Raw genomic sequence first — 23,091 nt, 5'->3', positions numbered from 1 at the left:
GCCACATCAAGATCCCTTGATCCCGTCCGGCGCGGACATGGCGCCGGTTCGGCGCCGGACTGCCGGCACGCGCCCCTTCAGGCCCGCCCGGCGGACATGGCGCACGGACCGTCCGCCGGGCCCGGAGAGCGGCCGCACCCCATCACGAGCCGGGTCAGCTCGCGGAGTGCCGGCGGCGCAGCGTCAGGGAGTCCAGCCGGTCGAAGGCGTCCAGCACCTGTCCGGCCCCGTGACGCAGGAGCGCGATCGAGGACGGCGGCAGTAGCCGGACCCGCCACCGGCGCCGACGGCCCGCCCCGGCGGCGATCGCGGTCCGTACGACCCGCGCGTCGTCGCGCAGACCCGTGGCGGGGCCCGGCGCCGGGGCGTACCGCGCGACTTCCTCGGCCCGTACGAGCCGGGTGAGGGCGTCCGCGGCCGCCTCGCCGAGGGGCTGCGCCTCCATGAGCCGCCGGGCCGTGGCCCGCGGGCTGTCCCCGGGCCGCCAGGGCAGCCCGAAGTCCATGGCGGCGATCCTCAGCTCGTCCCATGCCGCGTGCGCGACGTGGGCGTCGGACGTCGGCCGGGCCCAGCGGCGGACGCGCGCGAGGCGGTGCAGCGCCGCCGGGATCGCCAGCAGCAGGACGAAGGCCAGAAGCAGGAGCAGCCGACCGATCGGCGGGCCGCTGTGGTCGGGCGGGGGGAACGCGCCGGCCGCGCCGTTCCGGTCCACCGGGTCGGGGCGGTGGCGCGGGGCCGTGCCGGTGCCGCCGGTCGAGCTGCCGTCCGGCGTCTGCCCGGTCGTGGGAAGCCGGTTCGTGGACCCTCCGGTCGGGGCGCCGGGCAGGAGCTGCGGTGCGGTGTAGTCCGGCACGGTCGCGCTGCCCTGGCCGCCGCCGCCCGCGGGGGTGGGTTCGAACCGCAGCCAGCCGATGCCGCTGAAGTACAGCTCGGGCCAGGCGTGGGTGTCCCTGGTCCGGACGATCCAGCTCCCGTCCGGCCGCCGGGTGCCCGCGGTGTAGCCCATGCCGACGCGCGCGGGGATGCCGACGATCCGCGCGAGCAGCGCCATCGACGCCGCGAACTGTTCGCAGTACCCGGTCCGGCTGGTGAACAGGAAGTCGCGGAGCGCCCCGACGTTACGCGGGGACGGCGCGTCGAGGCTGTAGGTGAAGTTCCCCGGCCGGACGAACCACTGCTGGAGCTTCACGGCGCGGTCGTACGGCGTCGACGCCGAGGCGGTGAGCCGGTTGGCCAGGGCCACGACGTCCTGGGGGATCGCGCGGGGCACCGCGAGGTAGCGCGACGCGACGTCGGCCGGGGCCGGCGCCGTGGACTCCAGCTGCTGGTACGTGGGCGTCGGGCGGACACTCGACACCGTGTACGTCCGCCCGCCGGCCGAGTCGCGCAGCGAGAAGATCATCAGTGAGGGGGCGTCCACGCGCCAGTCGCCCTTGATCGCCACCTTGGTCGGCGGGTACGGGGTCGGCAGCACGTTCATCCCGCGCACGTGCGAGTCGACGGCGATCCTGGTACTCACCGTGCGGATCGAACTGTCGCCCAGGCCCGGTGCCTCGGGCAGGGTCTTGCCGTCGACACGCGCGTTCTTGTCCCCGTGCATGGGGGAGTACGTCCAGCCGTCGCCGTCGAACCGGTCCAGGGAGTACATCCGCAGGTACTCCGGGGTCAGGCCGTCGGTGGTGCGGTAGGTGAGGACGACGGCGTCGTCCTGGCGCACCAGCTGGCGTTTGAGACTGACGAGCGGGTCCGGGGTCGTGACGGTGGTGAGTCCGCCCTCGCCGTCCCCGCCGGTGCCGGGCAGCCAGCGGGGGTGGACGTCGGGCACCGCGAGCGGGACGACGAGGGCGATGGCGACGGCGGTCAGCCCGATGCGCCGCCCGGTGACGGCCAGCGGGCTCGAGTCGGGCCGGTCGTGCACGAACTTCTCGCCCGACCAGTGCCGGGTGAAGATCGGGCGGCCCCAGCCGGACAGCCGGTCCCGGGCGTCGGTCACGAGGAGCGCCAGGTATCCGGCCGCGCCCGGCAGGAAGACCAGCCACCCCGCGCTCTCCTGGCGGAACCTCGCCGGCAGGGCGTACATCGCGAGCAGGGGGAGCCCGGCGGGCGCCGCGCGGCGCAGCCGTACGGCCAGGAGGTCGACGAGGAACGCGATCAGGCCGATGCCGCCGGTGCTCAGCAGCTCGACCCCGGGCAGCACCGGCACCGGTGGGGCGTACTGGAACGACTCCTGCCAGCCGTCCTGGACCAGCGCGGCGAGGTACGACATCGACGCGGGGGTGGGGACGACGCCGAGCAGCGCCGGACCGGACGCGAACAGCACCGTCAGGTAGATCAGCAGTGCCGCCGGGCCGATCGCGAGACAGGCCAGGATCGGCAGCCGCAGCCTCCGGGTGACCACGCCCGCCAGACCGACGGTCAGCACCGCGCCGAGCCCGCTGCCGAACCACGTCGCCGTCTTGAACAGCGGATACAGCGCGAACGAGGCGAGCAGCGTCGCCACGCAGGCCACGATCGTGAGACGTATCCTCATCGCGCCTCCGTCCGATCCGGCTCACCGAGGACCGCGGACCCACCGGCCTCGGCCCAGGCCGTCTCCAGTGCGGCGGCCGAGGGGACGGTGAGCACCCGCCACCCCGCCACCCGGAGCATCCGGAGAACTTCGGGGCCCGTGCCGCTTTCCCCGACGATCACCGCGACGCAGGCGGCGGCCCCGCGCCTGGCCTGGGCCACCTCCCGCGCGTCCTCCGATGTCAGCCGCCCGAAGACGCCCACGATGAGGCCGTCGCCGGCGGCAGCGGCCTCGCGGAGGGCCGTCACGCCCGGCCGCAGCGACCGGCCGGTCGACGTACGGACGACGGCGAGGAGGTCGAGCAGCGCCCCCTCGAACGTCGCCGACGGGGGGAGCGCGACGCCCTCGTCCGTGACGTACCGCAGGCCGAGGTTCTCCCGACCGAGCTGCAGCCCGATGGAGGCGGCCGCCGAGACCGCCTGCTCGAACGTCGCCCCGGGCCCGTCGCCCCAGTGCGCCGTGCGCCGGGTGTCGAGGAAGAGGGTCGCGCTGGTCTGCCACTGCTGTTCCTCGCGGCGCACCATGAGCTCGCCGCGGCGTGCCGTCGACCGCCAGTGCACCCGCCTCAGGTCGTCGCCGTGGCGGTATTCGCGCGGGGCGACGTCGTCCTCCCCGGCGCTGGCGACCATGCGGGCCCGGCTCTCGCCGCCGCCCGTCCACGAGCCGGTCAGCCGGCCCGGAGGGAGGGGCACGATCGGCGGGGTGACGGTGATGGCGTCCGCGGCCGAGAACGACCGCGCCAGCTCCACGAGGCCGAACGGGTCCGCGAGACGTACGGTCAGCGGTCCGACGCGGTAGCGGCCGCGGACGTCGGCGCGCACCCGGTAGGCCATCTCCCGCGCCCCGTGCGGCTCGATCCGGTCGATGACGAACCGTGCCCGTCCGCCCAGCGTGTACGGCACCTGGTCCTCCAGGAGAAGGATCCCGGTGGGCAGCCGGGAGACGTTCTCCAGCAGCACGTGCACCTGCGCCTCCTGCCCCGCCGGGAACCGGGCGGGGGACGCCCGGCGTGAGCAGGTCAGCCGGTAGCGGGTCCGGGAGACGACGAGGACGGACAGGAGCGGGAGCGACAGGACCAGCAGGCCGGCGCGGAGCAGGTCGCGCTCGCCCAGCACGAACGAGCAGACGATGGCGGTGATCCCCGCAGCCATGAACGACCGGCCGCGCGTGGTCAGCGCGCTGAGTGTCGTCATGTCAGCGCCGGTGGCCGGGGACCGGAACGCGCTGGACCAGTTCGGCGACGACCTGCTCGGGCGTGCGGCGCTGGACCTGCGCGTCGGCCGTCGGCAGCAGCCGGTGGGCGAGGACGGGGACCGCGAGACGCTGCAGGTCGTCGGGGAGGACGTACTCCCGTTCGTCGAGGGCGGCGTAGGCGCGGGAGGCGCGGACGAGTTGAAGCGTGGCCCGGGGCGAGGCGCCCAGGCGCAGCTCGGGATGCTCCCGGGTGGCCGTGACCAGGGAGATGGCGTACGAGCGCAACGCGGGGGCGACGTGCACCTTGCGGACGACCTCGATCATCGACCGGACGTCGGCGGCGTGCGCGACCGGCTGGAGCCGGTCCAGCGGCGACGGCCCGCCGTGCACGTCGAGCATCTCCAGCTCCGCGCCGGGATCGGGATACCCCATCGCGATCCGGGCGGTGAACCGGTCCCGCTGCGCCTCCGGAAGAGGGTAGGTCCCCTCCATCTCCACCGGGTTCTGGGTGGCGATGACCATGAAGGGGGCGTCCAGCGCGTAGGTGTGGCCGTCCACCGTGACCTGCCGCTCCTCCATGCACTCGAGCAGCGCGGACTGCGTCTTCGGCGACGCTCGGTTGATCTCGTCGCCCACGACGATGTTCGCGAACACCGGCCCCGGCTTGAACTCGAACTCCCGGCGCTCCTGGTTGTAGGCGCTGACCCCGGTGACGTCACTCGGCAGCAGGTCGGGCGTGAACTGGACCCGGCGCACCGAGCAGTCGATCGACCGGGCGAGCGCCTTCGCCAGCATCGTCTTGCCGACACCCGGAACGTCCTCGATGAGCAGGTGACCCTCGGCGAGAAGGACGGTCAGCGCGAGCCGTACGACGTCGGGCTTCCCTTCGATGACGGACTCGATGGCCGCGAGGATCTTCTGCGAGATCTGGCCCAGCCCGTCCAAGCCGCCAACACCGTCGTGCGTGGTTACTGACACTTACCCCTCCTCGGCCACCCGAACGGCGGGCGCGGATAGCCACACCACCGCCCGCGGACGGGCACTCACCCGATATGTCACCTGTAACTGGGTCATACCAATTCCGTGTGGTACTGACAGTACGTCGTCAGGGCCGTTCACGGCGATGTCTTGGGGGTCCCGGAGGGGTCCACGTCGCCGCCCGTGACGGGCCGTGTTCCCTTCGCTCCTCTCCTCCGGTGATGGCCGCCTTCCCTCTGCTCCTCCACTTCCCCCACCACCGCTCCCGGAGGCCGCTCCGGAGGCCCGCGCGGCGGTCCGAACCGACGCGCCCGGCGGCTTTGACGCCCCCTCTGACACCCCACGACGGCGCCCTCTTCTGACCTGGCCATTCGCGCGGCGAGATGCCGTGTGACCGGTGTTTTGGTCGTTGACCGTGGGGGAGAGTGGAGTACAGTGGGGCGCCGTGGGGGAGGGCGCATCGCCCCCGCGAAGCGGGAGGTGGGGGCCGATGTTCCTCGGCACTCACTCACCGCGCCTGGACGACAAGGGACGACTGTTCCTGCCGGCGAAGTACCGCGAGGAGCTGTCAGGGGGATTGGTGATCACGAAGGGCCAGGAACGCTGCCTCTACGTCTTCCCTGAGGCCGAGTTCCAGCGCATCACCGAGGCGCTTCGCACCGCACCGGTCACCGCCAAGGCAGTGCGGGACTACAGCCGGGTCTTCTTCGCCAGCGCCTCGGACGAGGTCCCCGACAAGCAGGGCCGGATCACCATTCCGCAACCGCTTCGGCGCTACGCGGGCCTGACCCGCGACTGCGCCGTCATCGGGGCCAACACGCGCTTGGAGATCTGGGACGCCGCCGCGTGGGAGACCTACCTGGCGGACCAAGAACAGCAGTTCTCCGACCTGTCGGAGGAGGTGCTGCCCGGGATTCTTTGACGCACCATCGCCGGTGATCGGTATTCGTTCGGCGAGGTCTCCACCCGCTCCCAGCTGGCGCACCTTCCCCGGTGCCAGATGGCCGTTGCACAACTCTCTTCCTCACGGAGCAGCGGATGGGGACCTGGCCGGACGAAACCCCGACGGGGGCCGGCGTTGAGCCATTGAGCGGTGAGCCGCCGAGCATGAGGGGTGGCGTCTCCCACGGGGCAGACGGCCACACCGGCCGCCTACATCGTTCCTGATCTGTTTTCTCTCTCAGGGGTGACGGGCGACAGCGAACGCGGTGTCAGCGCTGTCCGCGAGCAGTGGCGTCCTGAGGGGGTTTCATGCACGGCGACGATGAGCGCGAGGAGGGCTCGCGCAGGCAGGGCCATGTGCCGGTCATGCTCGACCGGATTCTGGCGTTGCTCGCCCCGGCCCTGTCGGTGCCCTCCGATGAGGACGCGATCTACATCGACGCCACCCTCGGCCTCGCCGGGCACGCCATCGCCGTTCTCGACGCGTACCCGCGGGCGCGGCTCATCGGGCTCGACCGCGACACGACGGCGCTGGAGCGTTCCGGGCGCCGCCTGGAGCCGTACGCCGGCCGGTTCACGCTCGTGCACGCCGTCTACGACGAGATCCCCCGGGTCCTGGACGAGCTGGGCATCCGCCGGGTGCACGCCGTCCTGTTCGACCTCGGGGTCTCGTCCCCGCAACTGGACGAGGCCGAGCGCGGTTTCGCCTACTCCTATGACGCACCGCTCGACATGCGGATGGACCGCACCCAGCGGCTCACCGCCGAAGAGGTGGTCAACACCTACTCGATCGCCGACCTGACGCGCATCCTGCGCGACTACGGCGAGGAGCGGTTCGCGCGGCGCGTCGCCGAGGCGATCGTCCGTGAGCGGGGGCGCGCCCCGCTCACGTCGACGGCCCGCCTCGTCGACGTCGTCCGCGGCGCCATTCCCGCCGCCTCGCGTCGTACGGGAGGCCACCCGGGCAAGCGCACCTTCCAGGCACTGCGCATGGAGGTGAACGGCGAGCTCGCCGCGCTCGAGCGCGCGGTGCCCGCCGCCCTCGACGCCCTGGCCCTCGGCGGGCGCATCGCCGTCCTGTCCTACCACTCGCTGGAGGACCGGATCGTCAAACGCGCGCTGGCCGAGCGCACCACCGACACGACCCCACCGGACCTTCCGGTGCCGCTGCCGGAGCTGCAGCCCCGGTTCCGCCTCCTCACCAGGGGCGCGGAGCAGCCGTCCGACGAGGAGACCGAGACCAACCCCAGGGCCGCCTCGGCACGCCTGCGCGCCGCCGAGCGGATCCGGGAGGAGCGACGTCCGCGAGGCATCCGCGCGATGCCCCCCGGTGAAGAACCGCCGAGCGGGCGGAGTGGAGCAGGAGGCATCGCATGACCATCACGACTCCGCCGCCGGAGACCCGGCGCCGCCGCCTCCGTCGCGGCGAGGCGTCCACCCGCGCGGGTGCCGCGAAGGACGCCGGTGCCACGACGAAGGACACGGCGGATCCGCCGCGCGACAAGCGCGCCAGGGCGGCTCCGAAGGGCGCCGCGGCGGCGCCGAAGGAGACGCAGGGCGGCCGCACCACCGCGCGGGGGACGGGCGCCACCGGCGCGGCCAAGCGCGGCAAGCCGCGGACCGGCGGCGCCAAGGAGGCCTCGCGGTCGGCGGCCACCGGCACTGCCACCGCGCGCCGCGCCGCCTCGGCGAAGGCGGCCCGCACCGCGGCCGGAAGGACCGGCGCCCCGGCGACCGGCCGGAAGACCGCGACGCCGGCGACGAGTGCCACGGCGACGAAGGCCGCCCGGACGGCGACCGGGACGCCGACGCGCCGGACCGCCGAGGGCGGTGCCGCGACGCGCCCGCAGCGGCGGCCGTCACGGCAGCCCGCGCCGCCGCGCGCCCGCGCGCCGTTCGTCCTGGTCATCGTGGGTCTGCTCGGTGGCGCCCTCGTCAGCCTCCTGCTGCTGAACACCGTCCTGGCGCAGGACGCCTTCACGCTCAGCGAGCTCCAGCGCGACAACCGGCAGCTGGCCGAGCGCAAGCAGGCGCTCCAGGCGGAGATCGCCAAGGAGAACGACCCGGCGGTGCTGCACCAGAAGGCCCTCGGCCTCAACATGAAGGACCCGCAGGGCACGGCCTTCATCGACCCCCGCACGGGACGGCTGATCGAAGGCGGCGCCCGCCCGCAGGGCGTGTCCGATGACGCGGTGGCCGCCGCGGCGGCCGGGGCCGTCACCGGCGCGCCCGGCGTGCTCGTGCCCCCGGCCGACCCCACGCCACCGCGCCGGACCACCACGGCGCCGCGCCGGACCGCCGGCACGGCGCCGCATGCGAAGACGGCGCCGCGTCAGACGGGCGGGACCGGAGGCGGCACGCGGTGACCTCGCGCCGCGGCCGCGGACCGGCCGCACCCTCACCCCCCGGAGGCCCGCGCCGCACGAGTGGCCCCGGGCAGGTCGGCCGGGGCCAGGGCGGCCGCGGTCAGGCGTCATCGGCGCGTTCGGGCGCACGGGGGGCCGCCGGTCCGGCGCAGGGCGCCCGGCGCGTCCGCGGCGGCCGTCCGCCCGCGGCGCGGCGGCCCCGCACGCTCCTGCGGCGCCGGATCGTCCGCCGCGACCCCATCAAGCGCCTGAACGTCGGCCTGCTGCTCGTCGCGTTCGTGCTGTCGCTGTTCGCCGGGCGTCTCGTCCAGCTGCAGGGCATCGAGTCCAAGGGCTACGCCGAGGCGGCCGTACGGCAGCGGCTGAGCCGGATCGACCTGCCGGCGGTCCGCGGGTCCATCACCTTCGCCGCGGGGCAGCCGCTGGCGATGACCGTCGACGCCCGGGTGATCTACGCGGACCCGTCGCTGATCCAGCAGTACGAGGCCAAGCACAAGACGAACATCCGCAACAAGATCGCCACGACGCTCGCGTCGATGTTCGGCCTGAACCCCGCGACGCTCCTGCAGAAGCTGACCCCGCGGTCGAAGATGGACCACTACCGGGAGCTCATCCACCACGTGGAGCCGGACAAGGCCCGGATGGTGACGCAGATGGACTTCACCGGCATCGGCACGCTGCAGGAGTATCGCCGGATCTATCCGGGCGGTTCGCTCGCCGCCAACGTCGCCGGCTTCGTCAACACCCAGAACGACGGCGCCGCGGGCCTGGAGTCCAGCATGAACAAGCTGCTCAAGGGGCGCAGCGGCTGGCAGAAGGTCGAGGTGAGCGAGAAGGGCCAGCGCATCCCCATGGGCGAGGACCAGCAGAGCAAGCCGATCCCCGGCAAGGGCCTGCGCCTCACCCTCGACCAGGACATCCAGTGGAAGGCCCAGGCGGCGATCGCCCAGCAGGTCAAGGCGACCAAGGCGCAGAGCGGCACCGCCATCGTCATGGATCCGCGGACGGGGCAGGTCCTCGCGATGGCGACGGCACCGACCTTCGACCCGGCCACGTACTGGAAGTGGAAGCCCGGCGACTGGGGCGACCGGGCGGTCGGCGACGGGTTCGAGCCGGGCAGCACGAGCAAGGTGGTCACCGCGGCGGCGGCGCTGGAGGTCGGGCACGTGACACCCGACACCGTGTTCACCGTGCCCGACCACGTCACGCGGCTCGACCGGACGTTCCACGACTCCGAGCGGCACGCGCCCGAGAGCCTCACCTTCAGCGGCGTCCTGGCCAAGTCCAGCAACGTCGGCACCATCCTGGCCAGCGAGAAGCTGACCGAGACCCAGCTCTACCAGTACATGCGGGCCTTCGGGTACGCCGAGGAGACCGGTGTCGGCCTGCCGGGCGAGAACCCCGGCCTGCTCAAGCCGCCGAACCAGTGGTGGGGCACCGACCGCTACCCCATCGCGTTCGGGCAGGGCGTGTCGGTCAACGCGCTGCAGGTCGCCAGCGTCTACTCCACGATCGCCAACCACGGGGTCCGCGTGACCCCCAACGTGATCGCCGGCACCACGGACGACCGCGGCAACGTCACGCCCGCCGCGAAGCCGGCGCAGCGCCGGGTCATCAGCGGCACCACCGCCGCCGAGCTCACCAAGATGCTCGAGGGGGTCACCACCAAGGAGGGCACCGCGCCCGCCGCGCAGATCCCCGGCTACCGCGTCGCGGGCAAGACCGGCACCGCCCAGCGGATCAACCCGAGCTGCGGCTGCTACCAGGGCGGGGGTTACACCTCCACCTTCGTGGGCTTCGCCCCCGCGGAGGACCCGCAGCTCGTCGTCGAGGTCGTGCTGCAGAAGCCGCAGAACGGCTACTACGGTGGTGAGGTGGCGGCTCCGGTGTTCAAGGACATCATGAGCTTCGCGCTGCAGAGCCGGCGCGTGCCGCCGAGCTCGGGCCGGTCACAGAAGATCCGTATCTCCCCAGACCAGCGCTGACCGGCGGTACCCTCTCCGCCGTGTCCAACAGACCCGATCCCGATCTCATGCGACCCAAGACCGTTCCCGCCCGCCCGCTGTCCGGGCTCGCCACCCTCCTCGGCCTGAGCGAGGGGAGTGAGCCGCTGCGGGGGATGGTCACCGGCGTGACGCACGACTCCCGGAGGGTCCTGCCGGGCGACCTGTACGCCGCGCTTCCGGGTAGCCGCTTCCACGGTGCCGTGTTCGCGGCGCAGGCCGCCGAGGCGGGCGCCACCGGGATCCTCACCGACCGCGAGGGCCGGATCCGGGCCGAGAAGTCGGGGCTGCCGGTGCTCGTCGTGGACGACCCCCGCGCGGTGCTGGGCCGCGTGGCCTCCTGGGTGTACGGCGACCCGGTGCGCGACCTGACCCTGCTGGGCGTGACCGGCACGAGCGGCAAGTCGACCACGACCTTCCTGCTGGAGGCGGGGCTGCGGGCCGCGGGGCACGAGACGGGCCTGGTCGGCGGGATCGAGATCCGTGTCGGCGGCGAGGTGCTGCCGAGCGCGCTGACCACCCCGGAGGCGACCGACCTGCACGGCCTGTTCGCCCTGATGCGCGAGCGCGGCGTGACCGCGGCGGCCATGGAGGTCTCCAGCCACGCCCTGGACTTCGGCCGGGTCGGCGGTGCCTGCTACGAGATCGCCGTGTTCACGAACCTCTCCCAGGACCACCTGGACTACCACCCGACGATGGAGGACTACTTCGCCGCCAAGGCGCTGCTGTTCACCCCGGAGTACGCCCGGATCGGCGTCGTCAACGTCGACGACTCCTGGGGCCGGCGGCTCACCCAGGTCGCGAAGATCCCGGTCACGACGTTCTCCGCGGACGGCGACCCGGGCGCGGACTGGCGGGCGGAAGACGTGCGGCTGCGGCCGGACGGCAGCGACTTCCGGGTGGTCGGCCCCGGCGGTGTGGAGGCCGAGGCGAGCGTGCCGCTGCCCGGCCCCTTCAACGTCGCCAACGCGCTCGGCTCGATCGTGGCGCTCGTCGAGTCGGGGATCTCCCTGCAGATCGCGGTGCGGGGCGTCGCCGGCGTTGCGGGGGTCCCCGGCCGGCTGGAGCGCGTCGACGAGGGCCAGGACTTCGCCGCCCTCGTCGACTACGCCCACAAGCCCGGAGCGGTCCAGGCGGTCCTGGAGACCCTCCGGCCGCTCGTCGCCGACGACGGACGGCTGATCATCGTGCTGGGCTGCGGCGGTGACCGGGACGCCGGCAAACGTCCCGTCATGGGAGAACTCGCGACGCGTCTCGCCGACGTCGTCGTCCTGACGAACGACAACCCGCGGTCCGAGGACCCCTGGGCCATCCTCAACGCTATGGTCGGGGGGATACTCACCGTGCCGGAGAACGACCGGGCCCACGTCGTCGTGGAGCCCGACCGGGCGGCGGCGATCGCCCTCGCGGCCGGCCGGGCCCGGCGCGGCGACGTCGTCGTCATCGCCGGCAAAGGTCATGAACAGGGGCAGTATGTCGGCGGCTCGGTTCTCCCGTTCGACGACCGCGAGGTTCTGCGCCGCGCCCTGCGCGAGCGCCTGGAGAGACGAGATGACCACTGAGCGCGCGCGGCGCGCCGTCAACGGGCGGCCGCCGTACGCCTCACGCGCGTATGAGACGCGGGGCGGCGTCGGTGTGCCCCCGCAACGACCGACCATTCGGACATCCGGCAAGGAGCAGACTTGATCCCACTCTCGCTCGCGAGGATCGCGGAGATCACCCGGGGGAGGATGGACGGTGCGTCCCCTGAGACGGTCGTGAGCGGACCGGTCGTCATCGACTCGCGCAAGGCCGAGCCCGGGACGCTGTTCGTGGCGTTCCGGGGCGAGCACGCGGACGGGCACGACTTCGCCGCGCAGGCGGTCGAGGCGGGCGCGGCGGCCGTGCTCGCCGAGCGGCCCGTCGGCGTTCCCGCGATCATCGTCGACGACGTCCTGGCCGCCCTGAGCGCGCTCGCCCGCGCGGTGGTGGAGCGGCTTCCCGACACCACCGTGATCGGCGTCACGGGCTCGGCGGGCAAGACCTCGACCAAGGACCTCATGGCGTGGCTCACCGGCCGGCTCGGCCCGGCCGTCGCGCCACCCGGGTCGTTCAACAACGAGATCGGCCACCCGCTCACCGTGCTGCGCGCCGACGAGAGCACCCGCTACCTCGTCCTGGAGATGGGCGCGCGGGGGATCGGGCACATCGCCCACCTCGCGCGCGTCGCGCCGCCGGACATCGGCGTCGTCCTCAACGTCGGCAGCGCCCACATCGGGGAGTTCGGCAGCCGCGAGGTCGTCGCGAAGGCCAAGGGCGAGCTCGTCGAGGCGCTGTCGCCCGAAGGCGTGGCCGTCCTCAACGCCGACGACCCGCTCGTCCGGGCCATGGCCGCCCGCACCTCGGCGCGGATCACGCTGTTCGGCCGCGTGCCGGAGGCGGACGTGCGCGCCACGGCCGAGTCCCTCGACGACGCGGGCCGCCCGCGGTTCACCCTGGTCACCCCGGAGGGATCGGCCGACGTCGCGCTCCGGCTGTACGGCGCGCACACGGTGAGCAACGCGCTCGCCGCGGCCGCCGTCGCCCACGAGCTCGGCATGCCCGTCGCGGACATCGCTGAGGCCCTGTCGGAGGCGACCCCGGCGAGCCGCTGGCGGATGGAGGTGACCGAGCGCTCCGACGGCGTGACCGTGATCAACGACGCCTACAACGCCAACCCCGAGTCGGTGCGGTCGGCGCTGGACACCCTCGTTCACATGGCCCGCGACCGGCGCGCCTTCGCCGTGCTCGGCGAAATGGCGGAGCTGGGTGCGGCGACGGTGAGTGAGCACGAGAGGATCGGTACCCACGCGGCGCGGGGCGGCCTGGCGGGCCTGATCGCCGTCGGCGAGACCGCCGCGTCCGTGCTGGAAGGTGCTGGACAAGTGGGGTCATGGACGGGAGAAGGCGTGCGGGTCGAGGATGCCGACGCGGCGGTGGCCGTGTTGGGCGAGAGACTGCGGCCGGGTGACGTCGTGCTGGTGAAGGGCTCGCGCGTCGCCGGGCTGGAGAAGGTCGCCCAGGCAGTGCTGGAGATGTCCGAAGGGGGGCACGAAGCGTGAGGACCATCCTGGTCGCGTCGGCCCTGTCCCTGATCATCGGATTGCTCGGCACGCCGGTGTGGATCCGCGTGGTCCGCCGTCTCGGGTACGGCCAGATGATCCGTGAGGAGGGGCCCCAGGCGCACCTGAGCAAGCGGGGCACGCCCACGATGGGCGGCACCGTGTTCATCGTCGCCTCGCTCATCGGGTACTTCGTCGCCCACGCGGTGACGGCGACCCCGCCCACGGTGTCCGGCCTGCTCGTGCTGTTCCTGATGACCGGCCTGGGCATGGTCGGGTTCGTCGACGACTACATCAAGGTCTTCAAGCAGCGCAGCCTGGGCCTGCGCAGCGGCGCGAAGATGATCGGCATCATCATCATCGGAGTCGTCTTCGCGCTGGCGTCGCTGCGGTTCCCCAACGCGTACTTCGCCACACCGGCCACCACGCACCTGTCCTTCCTGCGCGATTTCGGGCCCTCGATCGGCCCGTATCTCTTCGTGTTCTGGGCACTGATCATGATCGCCGGTACGTCCAACGCGGTGAACCTCACCGACGGCCTCGACGGCCTCGCCGGCGGTGCGGTCGGCACAGTGCTCGGCGCGTACGTCTTGATCGGTAACTGGCAGCTGCGCAACAGCTGCTTCTACGCCGGGCTCGCGCAGAACTGCTACACCGTGCGCGATCCGCTCGACACGGCGGTCGTCGCCTCCGCGGTGCTCGGCGCCCTCGTCGGGTTCCTGTGGTGGAACGCGCCGCCGGCCCGGATCTTCATGGGCGACACCGGCTCGCTCGGCCTCGGCGGCGTGATCGTCGGCCTGGCCGTGATGACGCGCACCGAGCTGCTGTTCATCATCCTCGGCGGGCTGCCGGTCCTCATCACGCTGTCCGTGATCATCCAGGTCGGGTCGTTCAAGCTGACCAGGAAACGCGTCTTCAAGATGGCGCCGCTGCAGCACCACTTCGAGCTGTCCGGCTGGGCCGAGACGACGATCGTCGTGCGGTTCTGGCTGATCTCCCTGTTGTGCGTGGGGGCGGGCCTGTCGCTGTTCTACCTCGAATGGATGCCGAACTGATGACCGCCTGGAAGGGGCTGCGGGTGTGCGTCGCGGGCGCCGGACTGTCCGGCCGCGCCGCCGCCCGCGTCCTGGCCGCCCGCGGTGCCGACGTCACGCTCGTCGACGCGCGCGACGACGAGGCCCTGCGCGCCGAGGCCGCCCTGCCGGGCGTCACGACGCGCCTGGGCGACGGCGACACCCTGCCGCCGGAGACCGACCTGGTCGTCACCTCGCCCGGCTGGCGCCCCACGGCCCCGCTGCTCGAGACCGCCGCCAAGGCCGGCCTCGAGGTCATCGGCGAGGTCGAGCTGGCCTGGCGGCTGCGCGGGCCGGACGCCCCGCCCTGGCTGGCCGTCACCGGCACCGACGGCAAGACCACCGTCGTGCGCATGCTGGCCCAGATGCTCGAGGCCGCGGGCCACCGGACGATCGCGGTCGGCAACGTCGGCACCCCCATCGTCGAGGTCGTCGCCGGCGCCGACGGCGCGGGGCCGGAGCCGTACGACGTGCTGGCCGTGGAGCTGTCCAGCTTCCAGCTGCACTGGTCGAGCTCGATCCGGCCGCTCGCCGCGACCGTGCTCAACGTCGCGCCCGACCACATCGACTGGCACGGCTCCCTCGAGGAGTACGCCGCCGCCAAGGGAAAGATCTTCGGCCCCGGCACGCTCGCCGTGGTCAACGCCGACGACGAGTGGTCCGTACGCCTCGGGGAGCGCGCCGAGCGCTCCGTCGGCTTCACGCTCGGCATGCCAAGCCCCGGCCGGCTCGGCGTCGTCGAGGACCTCCTCGTCGACCGGGCCTTCACCGCCGACCCCGTACGCGAGGCGGCGGAGCTCGCCGAGCTCTCCGACGTCCGGCCGTTCGCCCCGCACAACGTCGCCAACGCCCTCGCGGCGGGGGCGCTGGCCCGCGCGTACGGCGTGCCGCCCGAGGCGGTCGGCGAGGGACTGCGGCGGTTCCGGCCGGACCCGCACCGCATCGAGCACATCGCGACCGTGGGCGACGTCGACTACGTCAACGATTCCAAGGCGACCAACCCGCACGCGGCGGCCGCCTCCCTGGCGGCGTTCCGCTCGATCGTCTGGATCGCCGGCGGGCTCCTCAAGGGCGCCGACGTGGACGAGCTCGTACTCTCCTGCGCCGAGCGGCTGCGGGGCGTCGTCCTCATGGGCGCCGAACGCGGGCGGATCGCCGAGGCACTCGCGCGACACGCCCCGGATGTCCCGGTCGTCGACGTCGCCGACACCGACACTGGTGCCATGGATCGCGTCGTGACCGAGGCGGCTCGCCTGGCCCGGCCGGGGGACACCGTCCTGCTCGCGCCCGTCGGGGCGTCGTTCGACATGTTCGCCGGCTACCCGGCACGCGGTGAGGCGTTCGCCGCGTCCGTCCGGCGGCTCCCGGGATGAGCGACGCGGCGGGTTTCCGAGCAGAGTGAGCCGACCGTGGCCGGTGGCTCGGGGGTGAGCCGCAGGCCGGGTTTCCGAGGGGCGTGATTCGATCGTGAGCGGGGCCGACGACGGTTCGGGGAGTACTCGGGACGAGCGAGGGGCCGGGTCTCCGAGGAGGGTGAGCCGACCGTGAGCGCGGTCTACGACGAGGAAGAGCCGCGGTCGGGGCCGCGCGCCTGGGCGTCCGGTGTGGCCGGCCTGCTCGACCGCCCGCTCACCTCCTACTACCTGGTGCTCGGCAGCTCCCTGCTGCTGCTCGCGCTCGGCATCGTCATGGTGCTGTCGGCGTCGAGCATCAAGCAGTACCAGGACACCGGGTCGGCCTTCAGCCTGTTCGAGAGGCAGGCGCTGTGGGTCGGCATCGGCCTGCCGCTGATGTGGGTCGCGGGGCGGATGCCTCCGAAGATGTTCCGGACGATCGCCTATCCGCTGATGCTGCTGTCGGCGCTGGCCCTCATGGTGGTACTGATCCCCGGCCTCGGGCAGAGCGCCAACGGCGCGCAGCGCTGGATCAGCTTCGGCGGGCCCTTCCAGCTGCAGCCGTCGGAGCCGGCCAAGCTGGCCCTGGTGCTGTGGGGCGCCGACCTGCTGGCCCGCAAGGAGAAGCTGCGGCAGCTCACCGACTGGCGGCAGCTGCTGATCCCTCTCCTGCCGGGCGCCGGGGTCCTCGTGCTGTTCGTCATGCTCGGCAGCGACCTCGGCACCACCGTGGTGCTGCTGACGATCTTCCTGTCGCTGCTGTGGGTCGTGGGCGCGCCGGGCCGGCTGTTCGTCGGCATGGCCGGTGTGACCAGCGTCCTGGTCGCCATCCTCATCGTCGTCGAGCCGTACCGCATGACGCGGCTGACCGGCTTCCTCGACCAGTCCGGCAACCAGCTGACCATCAACTACCAGGGGATCCAGGGGCTCTACGCCATCGCCTCGGGCGGGCTGCTCGGCACCGGCCTCGGCGAGGGCCGGGCGAAGTGGAACTACCTGCCGCACCCGGAGACCGACTTCATCTTCGCCATCATCGGCGAGGAACTCGGCCTGATCGGCACGCTCATCGTCCTCGGGCTGTTCGGCCTGCTCGCGTACGCGGGGCTGCGGATCGCCCGCCGGGTCAAGGACCCCTTCATGCGGCTGGCCGCGGCCGGGGCGACCGCGTGGCTGATCGTCCAGGCCATCATCAACATCGGCGCGGTGATCGGCGTCCTGCCCATTACCGGCATTCCGCTGCCTCTGGTGTCGTACGGTGGGTCCGCCCTCATCCCGACGTTGTTCGTCCTGGGCATGCTGCTGTCGTTCGCGAAACGCGAGCCCGGAGCCCGGCAGGCCCTCGCCGCACGTGGTCCGGGACCGGCTGTAATGGCTCTAAGCTGGCTGGGCCTGGCAAAGCGCTGAGGGTGTCGAACCCGTGACGGAGCGAGAATGATCAGGAGCGCGAGCATGAGGGTTGTCCTGGCCGGTGGTGGCACAGCCGGACACATCGAACCCGCCCTGGCCCTTGCCGACGCGTTGCGCCGGGAGGACCCCGGCGTGCAGGTGACCTGCCTGGGCACCGAGCGGGGCCTGGAGACCCGTCTCGTACCCCAGCGGGGCTACGAGCTCGCCCTGATCCCTCCCGTGCCGCTGCCCCGCACCCTCACGCCCCGGCTGCTGACGGTGCCCGGCCGGCTCGCCGGCGCGATCAACGCGGCGGCGGCCATCCTCGACCGCACGCAGGCCGACGTGCTCGTCGGGTTCGGCGGCTACGTCGCGACCCCCGGTTACCTCGCCGCGCGGCGCCGGAAGATCCCCATCATCGTGCACGAGGCGAACCCGCGGCCGGGCCTGGCCAACCGCCTCGGCGCCCGCTTCACCGACCACGTCGCGGTCGCCGCGCCCGACACGCCGCTCTCGAACGCCGAGATCGTCGGCATCCCGCTGCGCCGGGAGATCGCCACCCTCGACCGGCTCGGCATGGGCGACAAGGCGCGGGCCCACTTCGGCCTGCGCTCCGACCTGCCGACGCTGCTGGTCTTCGGCGGCTCCCAGGGCGCCCGCTCGCTCAACCGCGCCGTCGGGGAGGCCGTGCCGCAGCTCAGGCAGGCCGGCATCCAGATCCTGCACATCGTCGGCCCGAAGAACCTCGCGGAGCCGGAGTTCACGCCCGACGACCCCGCCTACATCATGCTGCCGTACTGCGACCGCATGGACCTCGCGTACGCCGCGGCCGACTTCGCCATGTGCCGGGCCGGCGCCATCACCTGCGCCGAGCTGACCGCCGTGGGCCTGCCCGCGGCGTACGTCCCGCTGCCGATCGGCAACGGCGAGCAGCGGCTCAACGCCGAGCCGATCGTCCAGGGCGGTGGCGGGCTGCTCGTCGAGGACGGTGAGCTGACCGCCGACTGGATCCGCGCCAACGTGCTCCCCATCCTCGGCGCACCAGATCAGGTCGCCACGATGTCCGAGGCCGCCGCCCGGATGGGCCGGCGGGACGCCGACGTCGCCCTGGCCCGCATGGTCGCCCGCGTCGTCGCCCAGTCCCAGGGAATCCAGTCATGAGTCTCGTCACGCCGGTGGAGATCGTTCCCGCCGACCGTCTGGGCAAGGTCCACTTCGTCGGGCTCGGCGGCGCCGGCATGTCCGGGATCGCCCGGATCATGTTGGGCCGCGGCATCCCGGTCTCCGGCAGCGACGCCAAGGACTCCGAGCTGCTGACCGAGCTGCGCGAGCTCGGCGCGACGACGTACGTCGGGCACGCCGCCGAGCACGTCGGCGACGCCGCCACCGTGGTCGTCTCCACCGCCATCCGCGAGACGAACCCGGAGCTGGCCGCCGCCCGCGAGCGCGGCCTGCGCGTGCTGCACCGCGCCGCGGCGCTCGCGTCGCTGATGGCGGACCGCCGCGCCGTGGCCGTGGCCGGCACCCACGGCAAGACCACGACCACGTCGATGCTGACCGTCGCCCTGCAGCACGCCGGGGCCGACCCGTCGTACTGCATCGGCGGCCAGCTCGTCACCACCGGCCTGGGAGCCGGGGAGGGCTCGGGGGACCTGTTCCTCGCGGAGGCGGACGAGAGCGACGGGTCGTTCCTCATGTTCACGCCGCACGCCGCGATCGTGACCAATGTCGAGGCCGACCACCTGGACAACTACGGCGGATTCGAGAAGGTCAAGGAGACCTTCGCCGACTTCGTCGGGCGGATCGAGACGGGCGGCCTGCTCGTCGTGTGCGCCGACGACCCCGGGGCCCGCGCGCTGGGCGAGACCGGCGTCCGCCGCGGCCTCACCGTGCGGACCTACGGGGAGGCCGCCGACGCCGACTACCGCGTCGAGGGATTCGCCCCCCGTGGGCTCGGTTCGCGGTTCACCGTGACCGGGCGCGACTTCGAGCTGGCGGTGCCGGGCCGCCACAACGCCCAGAACGCCGCGGCGGCGTACGCCGTGGCCGTCGAGCTGGGCGTCGACGCCGCCAGGGTCGCCGAGGGGCTGGCCGGCTTCGGCGGGGCGCGGCGCCGGCTCGAGCCGAAGGGCGAGGTCAAGGGCGTCAGGGTCTTCGACAGCTACGCCCACCACCCGACCGAGCTCGCCGCCGACCTGCGCGCCACCCGCGACTACGTCGAGCAGCTCGGCGGCGGCCGCATCGTCGCGGTCTTCCAGCCGCACCTGTTCAGCCGCACGCAGTTCTTCGCCACCGAGTTCGGCGCCGCGCTCGGGCTCGCCGACGAGGCGGTCGTCCTGGACGTCTACCCGGCCCGCGAGGACCCCATCCCCGGGGTGACGGGCGAGCTCGTGGCCAAGGCCGTCCCGCACGGACGCGTCACGTACGAGCCGGACGAAAGCGCGGTGGCCGGGCGTGTCGCGGCCATGGCGGCCCCCGGGGACGTCATCATCACCATGGGTGCCGGAGACGTGACCCGGCTCGGCCCGGAGATCCTGCGGCTGCTCGGCGCCTGAGCGACCGGTTCCGGCGGCCTCGCGACGCCCAGGGCCGTACGGCGGCGACGCGCCCCTGTCCGCCGGGGATTCCCGGGGCTCCGGCCCCGGAGAGGACCCATGGCGACCGGGCCCGTCGTGGTCGCGAGGTCTCGGGCGCGTTCCGCGCGGCGCGTCCGGTGCCGCCTGGAGCGAGTGAGGAGGCGCGACCATGGACCCCGACGGCACGTCGCGGGGATCGGGAGACGGTCCTTTCTCGGAGGACACGCCAGGTGCGGCCTCGCCCGGCACGGGCACGTCCCATACCGGCTCGACCGACATGGGCGCGTCCGGTACGGGTTCATCCGGCGCGGGCGCGTCCCGTACCGGCGCGTCCGGTTCGGGCGTGGAGGCGGCGGACCGGACGCCGTCCCGCCGGCGCACGAGCCGGTGGAAGGTCCTGTTCGTCGGGCTCTTCGTCGCGGCGGTGCTCGGCACGGCGACGTGGGTCCTGCTGGGGTCCCGGCTGCTCGTCGTCCGGCGGATCGACGTCACGGGGGAGCGGCTCGTCCCGCGCGCCGAGGTGCTCGCCGCGGCGGGGGTGCGGCTGGGCGAGCCCATGGCCAGGCTCGACACCGACGTCGTCCGCGACCGGGTGGAGGGGGTTCAGGCGGTCGAGACGGTCCGTGTGGAGCGGCGGTGGCCGACCACCGTCCGGATCGTCGTGCGGGAGCGGACGCCGATCGTCGTGGCCCAGCACGACAACCGGTTCCTCCAGATCGATCGGTACGGGGTGACGGTGCTCACGTCCGCGGCCCGCCCGCGGGGGCTGCCGGTGCTGGACGTGGCGAATCCCACGCAGAGCGATCCGGCGCTGCGCGCCGGTCTGGCCGTCGTGCGTGCCCTGCCCTCGTGGTTCGGGCGGCGGGTGGTCGGCGTGGAGGTCCTGTCACCGGAGGCGGTCACGCTGCGGCTGCAGGACGGGGTCACGGTCGTCTGGGGCGCGCCGGAGCGCGGTCCGGAGAAGCTCCGGCTGCTGCACGGCCTGCTGAGCGAGTCGCCACAGCGGGGGGTGGGGACGATCGATGTCAGCTCTCCGGAGGTCGTCACCACGAGGTGACGGGGGCGGCGGTCGCGGCCGAGTAGCGAACGATCCTCCGGCGCGGGACACTTGTCTTCGCGCGGCGGGTGGGAACGGCGCGCACCGGATCGGATGAAATGGGATGTCTGGGGTGTCGCGCGACACGCCGGTGTGCTCAGGGCCGGGTTAGTTGACCCTGCAGTGGGGCGCCCCTACTGTCCGTATCAGCCCTAGGTTGACATAACTCTAAGTCTCAACTTGAGGGTGAGGGTTCCGGCCCAACAATGTACGTGACTTCAGTAAGAAACACCGGAGCGGTGTCACGCCGGCCGGTTCGATAGAGCGAGCGGAAGGGCCCCTCGTCGTGGCAGCACCGCAGAATTACCTGGCGGTCATCAAGGTCGTCGGCATTGGCGGCGGCGGCGTCAACGCCGTCAACCGGATGATCGAAGAGGGGCTCAAGGGTGTCGAGTTCATCGCGATCAACACGGATGCCCAGGCGCTGCTGATGAGCGACGCCGACGTCAAGCTCGACGTCGGCCGTGAGCTCACCCGTGGCCTCGGCGCGGGCGCCAACCCCGATGTCGGGCGGAAGGCCGCCGAGGATCACCGGGAGGAGATCGAGGAGGTGCTCAAGGGCGCCGACATGGTCTTCGTGACCGCGGGCGAGGGCGGCGGCACCGGCACCGGAGGCGCTCCGGTGGTGGCCAACATCGCCCGGTCCCTGGGCGCCCTCACGATCGGCGTGGTGACCCGTCCCTTCAGCTTCGAGGGCAAGCGGCGCGCGATGCAGGCCGAGGCCGGCATCGAGACGCTCCGCGACGAGGTCGACACGCTGATCGTCATCCCGAACGACCGGCTGCTGTCGATCTCCGACCGCCAGGTCAGCGTGCTCGACGCGTTCAAGGCGGCCGACCAGGTGCTCCTCTCCGGTGTTCAGGGCATCACCGACCTGATCACCACGCCGGGCCTGATCAACCTGGACTTCGCCGACGTCAAGTCGGTCATGTCGGGGGCCGGCTCCGCGCTCATGGGCATCGGCTCCGCGCGCGGGGACGACCGCTCGGTCGCCGCCGCCGAGATGGCGATCTCCAGCCCGCTGCTGGAGGCCAGCATCGACGGCGCCCACGGCGTCCTGCTGTCGATCTCCGGCGGGTCCGACCTCGGGCTCTTCGAGATCAACGAGGCGGCGCAGCTCGTGTCGAACGCCGCGGCCCCCGACGCGAACATCATCTTCGGCGCGGTCATCGACGACGCCCTGGGCGACGAGGTCCGGGTGACCGTGATCGCCGCGGGCTTCGACGAGATCCGGCCGCACAACGCCCCGGCGCCCCAGGCGGAGCCCAAGCGGATGTCGCCACCGGGCCGCCCGGCCGCGCCACCACCGCACGTGACCCCGCCACGCCCGGTGACGCCACCGTCGCCGCCACCACCGGTGCCGCCCCGCGTCGCCGCGGTCCCCGCGCCGACGCCCGCCCCGCTGCCGGCGTCGGCCCCGCCCGCTCCGCACCGGGAGCCCGGCATGGGGGAGGCCAAGCCGGCCGAGGCGAAGCAGGACCAGCCGAAGGCGGACCCGCCCAAGCCGGAGGCCGCCAAGCCCGAGTCCTCGGCCGACAAGCCGGCCGAGGGCCCGACCGGCACGACGCCGCCGCGTCCGGCCTCCGGCGAGGCGGCGGCGCGCCCTAAGGTGCCGCGGCCGGCCACCGAGCCGACCGCGGCGCGCCTCGGTTCCGATCCGGTCCGCCGCCGCCCCGTCGTCTTCGACGAGGACGACGACCTGGACGTCCCGGACTTCCTGAAGTAGTGATGCCGAGCCGCGAAGCCGAGCTGGCCGCGAACCTCGCGGCGGTCCGCGAACGCGTCGCCAAGGCGTGCGCCGCTGCCGGCCGGTCGGCCGACGAGGTCACGCTCATCGCGGTGACGAAGACCTTCCCTGCCTCGGACGTGCGCCTGCTGGCCGGACTCGGCGTCACCGACGTCGCCGAGAACCGCGACCAGGAGGCCTCCGCCAAAGCGGACGAATGCCGCGACCTGCGGTTGACCTGGCACTTCGTCGGTCAGGTGCAGACCAACAAGGCCCGCTCGGTGGTGTCGTACTCCGATGTCGTGCACTCGGTCGACCGGGAGCGCCTCGTGACGGCGCTGTCGCGCGCCGCGGTCGGCGCCGGCCGGCCGGTCCGGTGTCTCGTCCAGGTGGCGCTCGACGACGCCGAGGGCCGGGGCGGGATCCGCGCCGACGCGGTCCCGGATCTGGCCGACGCGGTCGCCTCGGCTCCCGGCCTCAGCCTCGGGGGCGTCATGGCGGTCGCGCCGTTGGGCGGCGATCCGGCGCGGGCGTTCGCCCGGCTGGCCGACGTCGCCGCCGCGGTGCAGAAGTCTTATCCGGGGGCGAACATGATTTCTGCCGGAATGAGCGGTGATATGGAAGAAGCGATCGCGTGTGGTGCGACACACGTCCGAGTCGGTACGGCGTTGCTCGGAGGCCGACGGGCAATCGTCAGGTAATGTCCCC

Annotated in this window: 17 protein-coding genes; 14 read left to right on the top strand and 3 right to left on the bottom strand. The window is 73.1% G+C overall.

Translation table 11 applies throughout. From position 1 onward, the window contains the following. Positions 1–154 precede the first annotated feature (154 nt). From ABEA24_RS14100 to ABEA24_RS14090, 3 genes are read right to left on the bottom strand one after another with little or no spacing between them, the layout of a single operon-like run. Positions 155–2,530 carry a transglutaminase TgpA family protein gene (locus ABEA24_RS14100; RefSeq protein ID WP_345431216.1) on the bottom strand — a complete coding sequence of 792 codons (2,376 nt, stop codon included), beginning with the start codon at positions 2,528–2,530 and terminating at the stop codon, positions 155–157. Next, positions 2,527–3,762: a DUF58 domain-containing protein gene (locus tag ABEA24_RS14095; protein WP_345431215.1), complete on the bottom strand. Its 1,236-nt coding sequence runs from the start codon at positions 3,760–3,762 to the stop codon at positions 2,527–2,529. Before ABEA24_RS14095 ends, ABEA24_RS14100 begins: the two co-directional genes overlap by 4 nt. A 1-nt stretch (position 3,763) precedes the next feature. After that, complete coding sequence (locus ABEA24_RS14090) at positions 3,764–4,741, bottom strand: AAA family ATPase (RefSeq protein WP_425551186.1); 978 nt, start codon at positions 4,739–4,741, stop codon at positions 3,764–3,766. Positions 4,742–5,231: 490 nt separating this feature from the next. Between ABEA24_RS14090 and mraZ the strand changes: the two genes are divergently transcribed. The 14 genes from mraZ to ABEA24_RS14020 all read left to right on the top strand — a co-directional run bounded on the left by mraZ (position 5,232) and on the right by ABEA24_RS14020 (position 23,084). Continuing rightward, positions 5,232–5,663 (top strand): division/cell wall cluster transcriptional repressor MraZ, encoded by a 432-nt coding sequence (mraZ, locus tag ABEA24_RS14085; RefSeq protein ID WP_345431214.1) that lies wholly within the window; start codon positions 5,232–5,234, stop codon positions 5,661–5,663. Positions 5,664–5,992: 329 nt separating this feature from the next. Then, the gene (rsmH, locus tag ABEA24_RS14080) at positions 5,993–7,060 is read left to right on the top strand and encodes a 16S rRNA (cytosine(1402)-N(4))-methyltransferase RsmH (protein ID WP_345431213.1); all 1,068 of its coding nucleotides are present in this window, start codon (positions 5,993–5,995) and stop codon (positions 7,058–7,060) included. Beyond that, a complete protein-coding gene (gene ftsL, locus ABEA24_RS14075; RefSeq protein ID WP_345431212.1) occupies positions 7,057–8,049 on the top strand; it encodes a cell division protein FtsL in 993 nt (330 codons plus the stop codon). The genes rsmH and ftsL overlap by 4 nt, the downstream gene beginning before the upstream one ends. Positions 8,050–8,270: 221 nt before the next feature. Further along, positions 8,271–10,034 (top strand): peptidoglycan D,D-transpeptidase FtsI family protein, encoded by a 1,764-nt coding sequence (locus tag ABEA24_RS14070; protein WP_486303922.1) that lies wholly within the window; start codon positions 8,271–8,273, stop codon positions 10,032–10,034. A gap of 47 nt (positions 10,035–10,081) precedes the next feature. After that, a complete protein-coding gene (locus tag ABEA24_RS14065; RefSeq protein ID WP_345431449.1) occupies positions 10,082–11,614 on the top strand; it encodes a UDP-N-acetylmuramoyl-L-alanyl-D-glutamate--2,6-diaminopimelate ligase in 1,533 nt (510 codons plus the stop codon). Positions 11,615–11,734: 120 nt separating this feature from the next. Further along, complete coding sequence (locus tag ABEA24_RS14060) at positions 11,735–13,132, top strand: UDP-N-acetylmuramoyl-tripeptide--D-alanyl-D-alanine ligase (RefSeq protein WP_345431211.1); 1,398 nt, start codon at positions 11,735–11,737, stop codon at positions 13,130–13,132. Next, on the top strand, positions 13,129–14,187 hold the full coding sequence (gene mraY / locus ABEA24_RS14055; protein WP_345431210.1) for a phospho-N-acetylmuramoyl-pentapeptide-transferase: 1,059 nt from the start codon (positions 13,129–13,131) through the stop codon (positions 14,185–14,187). The genes ABEA24_RS14060 and mraY overlap by 4 nt, the downstream gene beginning before the upstream one ends. After that, positions 14,172–15,578, top strand: coding sequence for a UDP-N-acetylmuramoyl-L-alanine--D-glutamate ligase (murD, locus tag ABEA24_RS14050; protein WP_345431209.1), 1,407 nt, complete (start codon positions 14,172–14,174; stop codon positions 15,576–15,578). The genes mraY and murD overlap by 16 nt, the downstream gene beginning before the upstream one ends. 171 nt (positions 15,579–15,749) lie before the next feature. Next, entirely contained in the window at positions 15,750–17,003 is a 1,254-nt protein-coding gene (gene ftsW / locus ABEA24_RS14045; RefSeq protein WP_345431208.1) for a putative lipid II flippase FtsW, read from the top strand. Positions 17,004–17,048: 45 nt separating this feature from the next. After that, positions 17,049–18,146, top strand: a complete 1,098-nt coding sequence (murG, locus tag ABEA24_RS14040; protein ID WP_345431207.1) for an undecaprenyldiphospho-muramoylpentapeptide beta-N-acetylglucosaminyltransferase — start codon at positions 17,049–17,051, stop codon at positions 18,144–18,146. Then, entirely contained in the window at positions 18,143–19,540 is a 1,398-nt protein-coding gene (gene murC, locus ABEA24_RS14035) for a UDP-N-acetylmuramate--L-alanine ligase (RefSeq protein ID WP_345431206.1), read from the top strand. The genes murG and murC overlap by 4 nt, the downstream gene beginning before the upstream one ends. Positions 19,541–19,730: 190 nt before the next feature. After that, the gene (locus ABEA24_RS14030; RefSeq protein WP_345431205.1) at positions 19,731–20,618 is read left to right on the top strand and encodes a cell division protein FtsQ/DivIB; all 888 of its coding nucleotides are present in this window, start codon (positions 19,731–19,733) and stop codon (positions 20,616–20,618) included. A 325-nt stretch (positions 20,619–20,943) separates the two neighbouring features. Further along, positions 20,944–22,383 carry a cell division protein FtsZ gene (gene ftsZ / locus ABEA24_RS14025; RefSeq protein WP_345431204.1) on the top strand — a complete coding sequence of 480 codons (1,440 nt, stop codon included), beginning with the start codon at positions 20,944–20,946 and terminating at the stop codon, positions 22,381–22,383. Between the two features lie 2 nt (positions 22,384–22,385). After that, a complete protein-coding gene (locus tag ABEA24_RS14020; protein WP_345431203.1) occupies positions 22,386–23,084 on the top strand; it encodes a YggS family pyridoxal phosphate-dependent enzyme in 699 nt (232 codons plus the stop codon). The last annotated feature ends 7 nt before the right edge of the window (positions 23,085–23,091 follow it).

It is taken from the genome of Actinoallomurus vinaceus (genome assembly GCF_039542055.1).
Lineage (GTDB): Bacteria > Actinomycetota > Actinomycetes > Streptosporangiales > Streptosporangiaceae > Actinoallomurus > Actinoallomurus vinaceus.
This window is presented reverse-complemented; position numbering and strand designations above follow the sequence as displayed.

Bases quoted from the DNA above. Each gene is read 5' to 3' on its own strand.
- ABEA24_RS14100 (WP_345431216.1), bottom strand. From the start codon at position 2,530: ATGAGGATACGTCTCACGATCGTGGCCTGCGTGGCGACGCTGCTCGCC.
- ABEA24_RS14095 (WP_345431215.1), bottom strand. From the start codon at position 3,762: ATGACGACACTCAGCGCGCTGACCACGCGCGGCCGGTCGTTCATGGCT.
- mraZ (WP_345431214.1), top strand. From the start codon at position 5,232: ATGTTCCTCGGCACTCACTCACCGCGCCTGGACGACAAGGGACGACTG.
- rsmH (WP_345431213.1), top strand. From the start codon at position 5,993: ATGCACGGCGACGATGAGCGCGAGGAGGGCTCGCGCAGGCAGGGCCAT.
- ftsL (WP_345431212.1), top strand. From the start codon at position 7,057: ATGACCATCACGACTCCGCCGCCGGAGACCCGGCGCCGCCGCCTCCGT.
- ABEA24_RS14065 (WP_345431449.1), top strand. From the start codon at position 10,082: ATGCGACCCAAGACCGTTCCCGCCCGCCCGCTGTCCGGGCTCGCCACC.
- murD (WP_345431209.1), top strand. From the start codon at position 14,172: ATGGATGCCGAACTGATGACCGCCTGGAAGGGGCTGCGGGTGTGCGTC.
- murG (WP_345431207.1), top strand. From the start codon at position 17,049: ATGAGGGTTGTCCTGGCCGGTGGTGGCACAGCCGGACACATCGAACCC.
- murC (WP_345431206.1), top strand. From the start codon at position 18,143: ATGAGTCTCGTCACGCCGGTGGAGATCGTTCCCGCCGACCGTCTGGGC.
- ABEA24_RS14030 (WP_345431205.1), top strand. From the start codon at position 19,731: ATGGACCCCGACGGCACGTCGCGGGGATCGGGAGACGGTCCTTTCTCG.
- ABEA24_RS14020 (WP_345431203.1), top strand. From the start codon at position 22,386: ATGCCGAGCCGCGAAGCCGAGCTGGCCGCGAACCTCGCGGCGGTCCGC.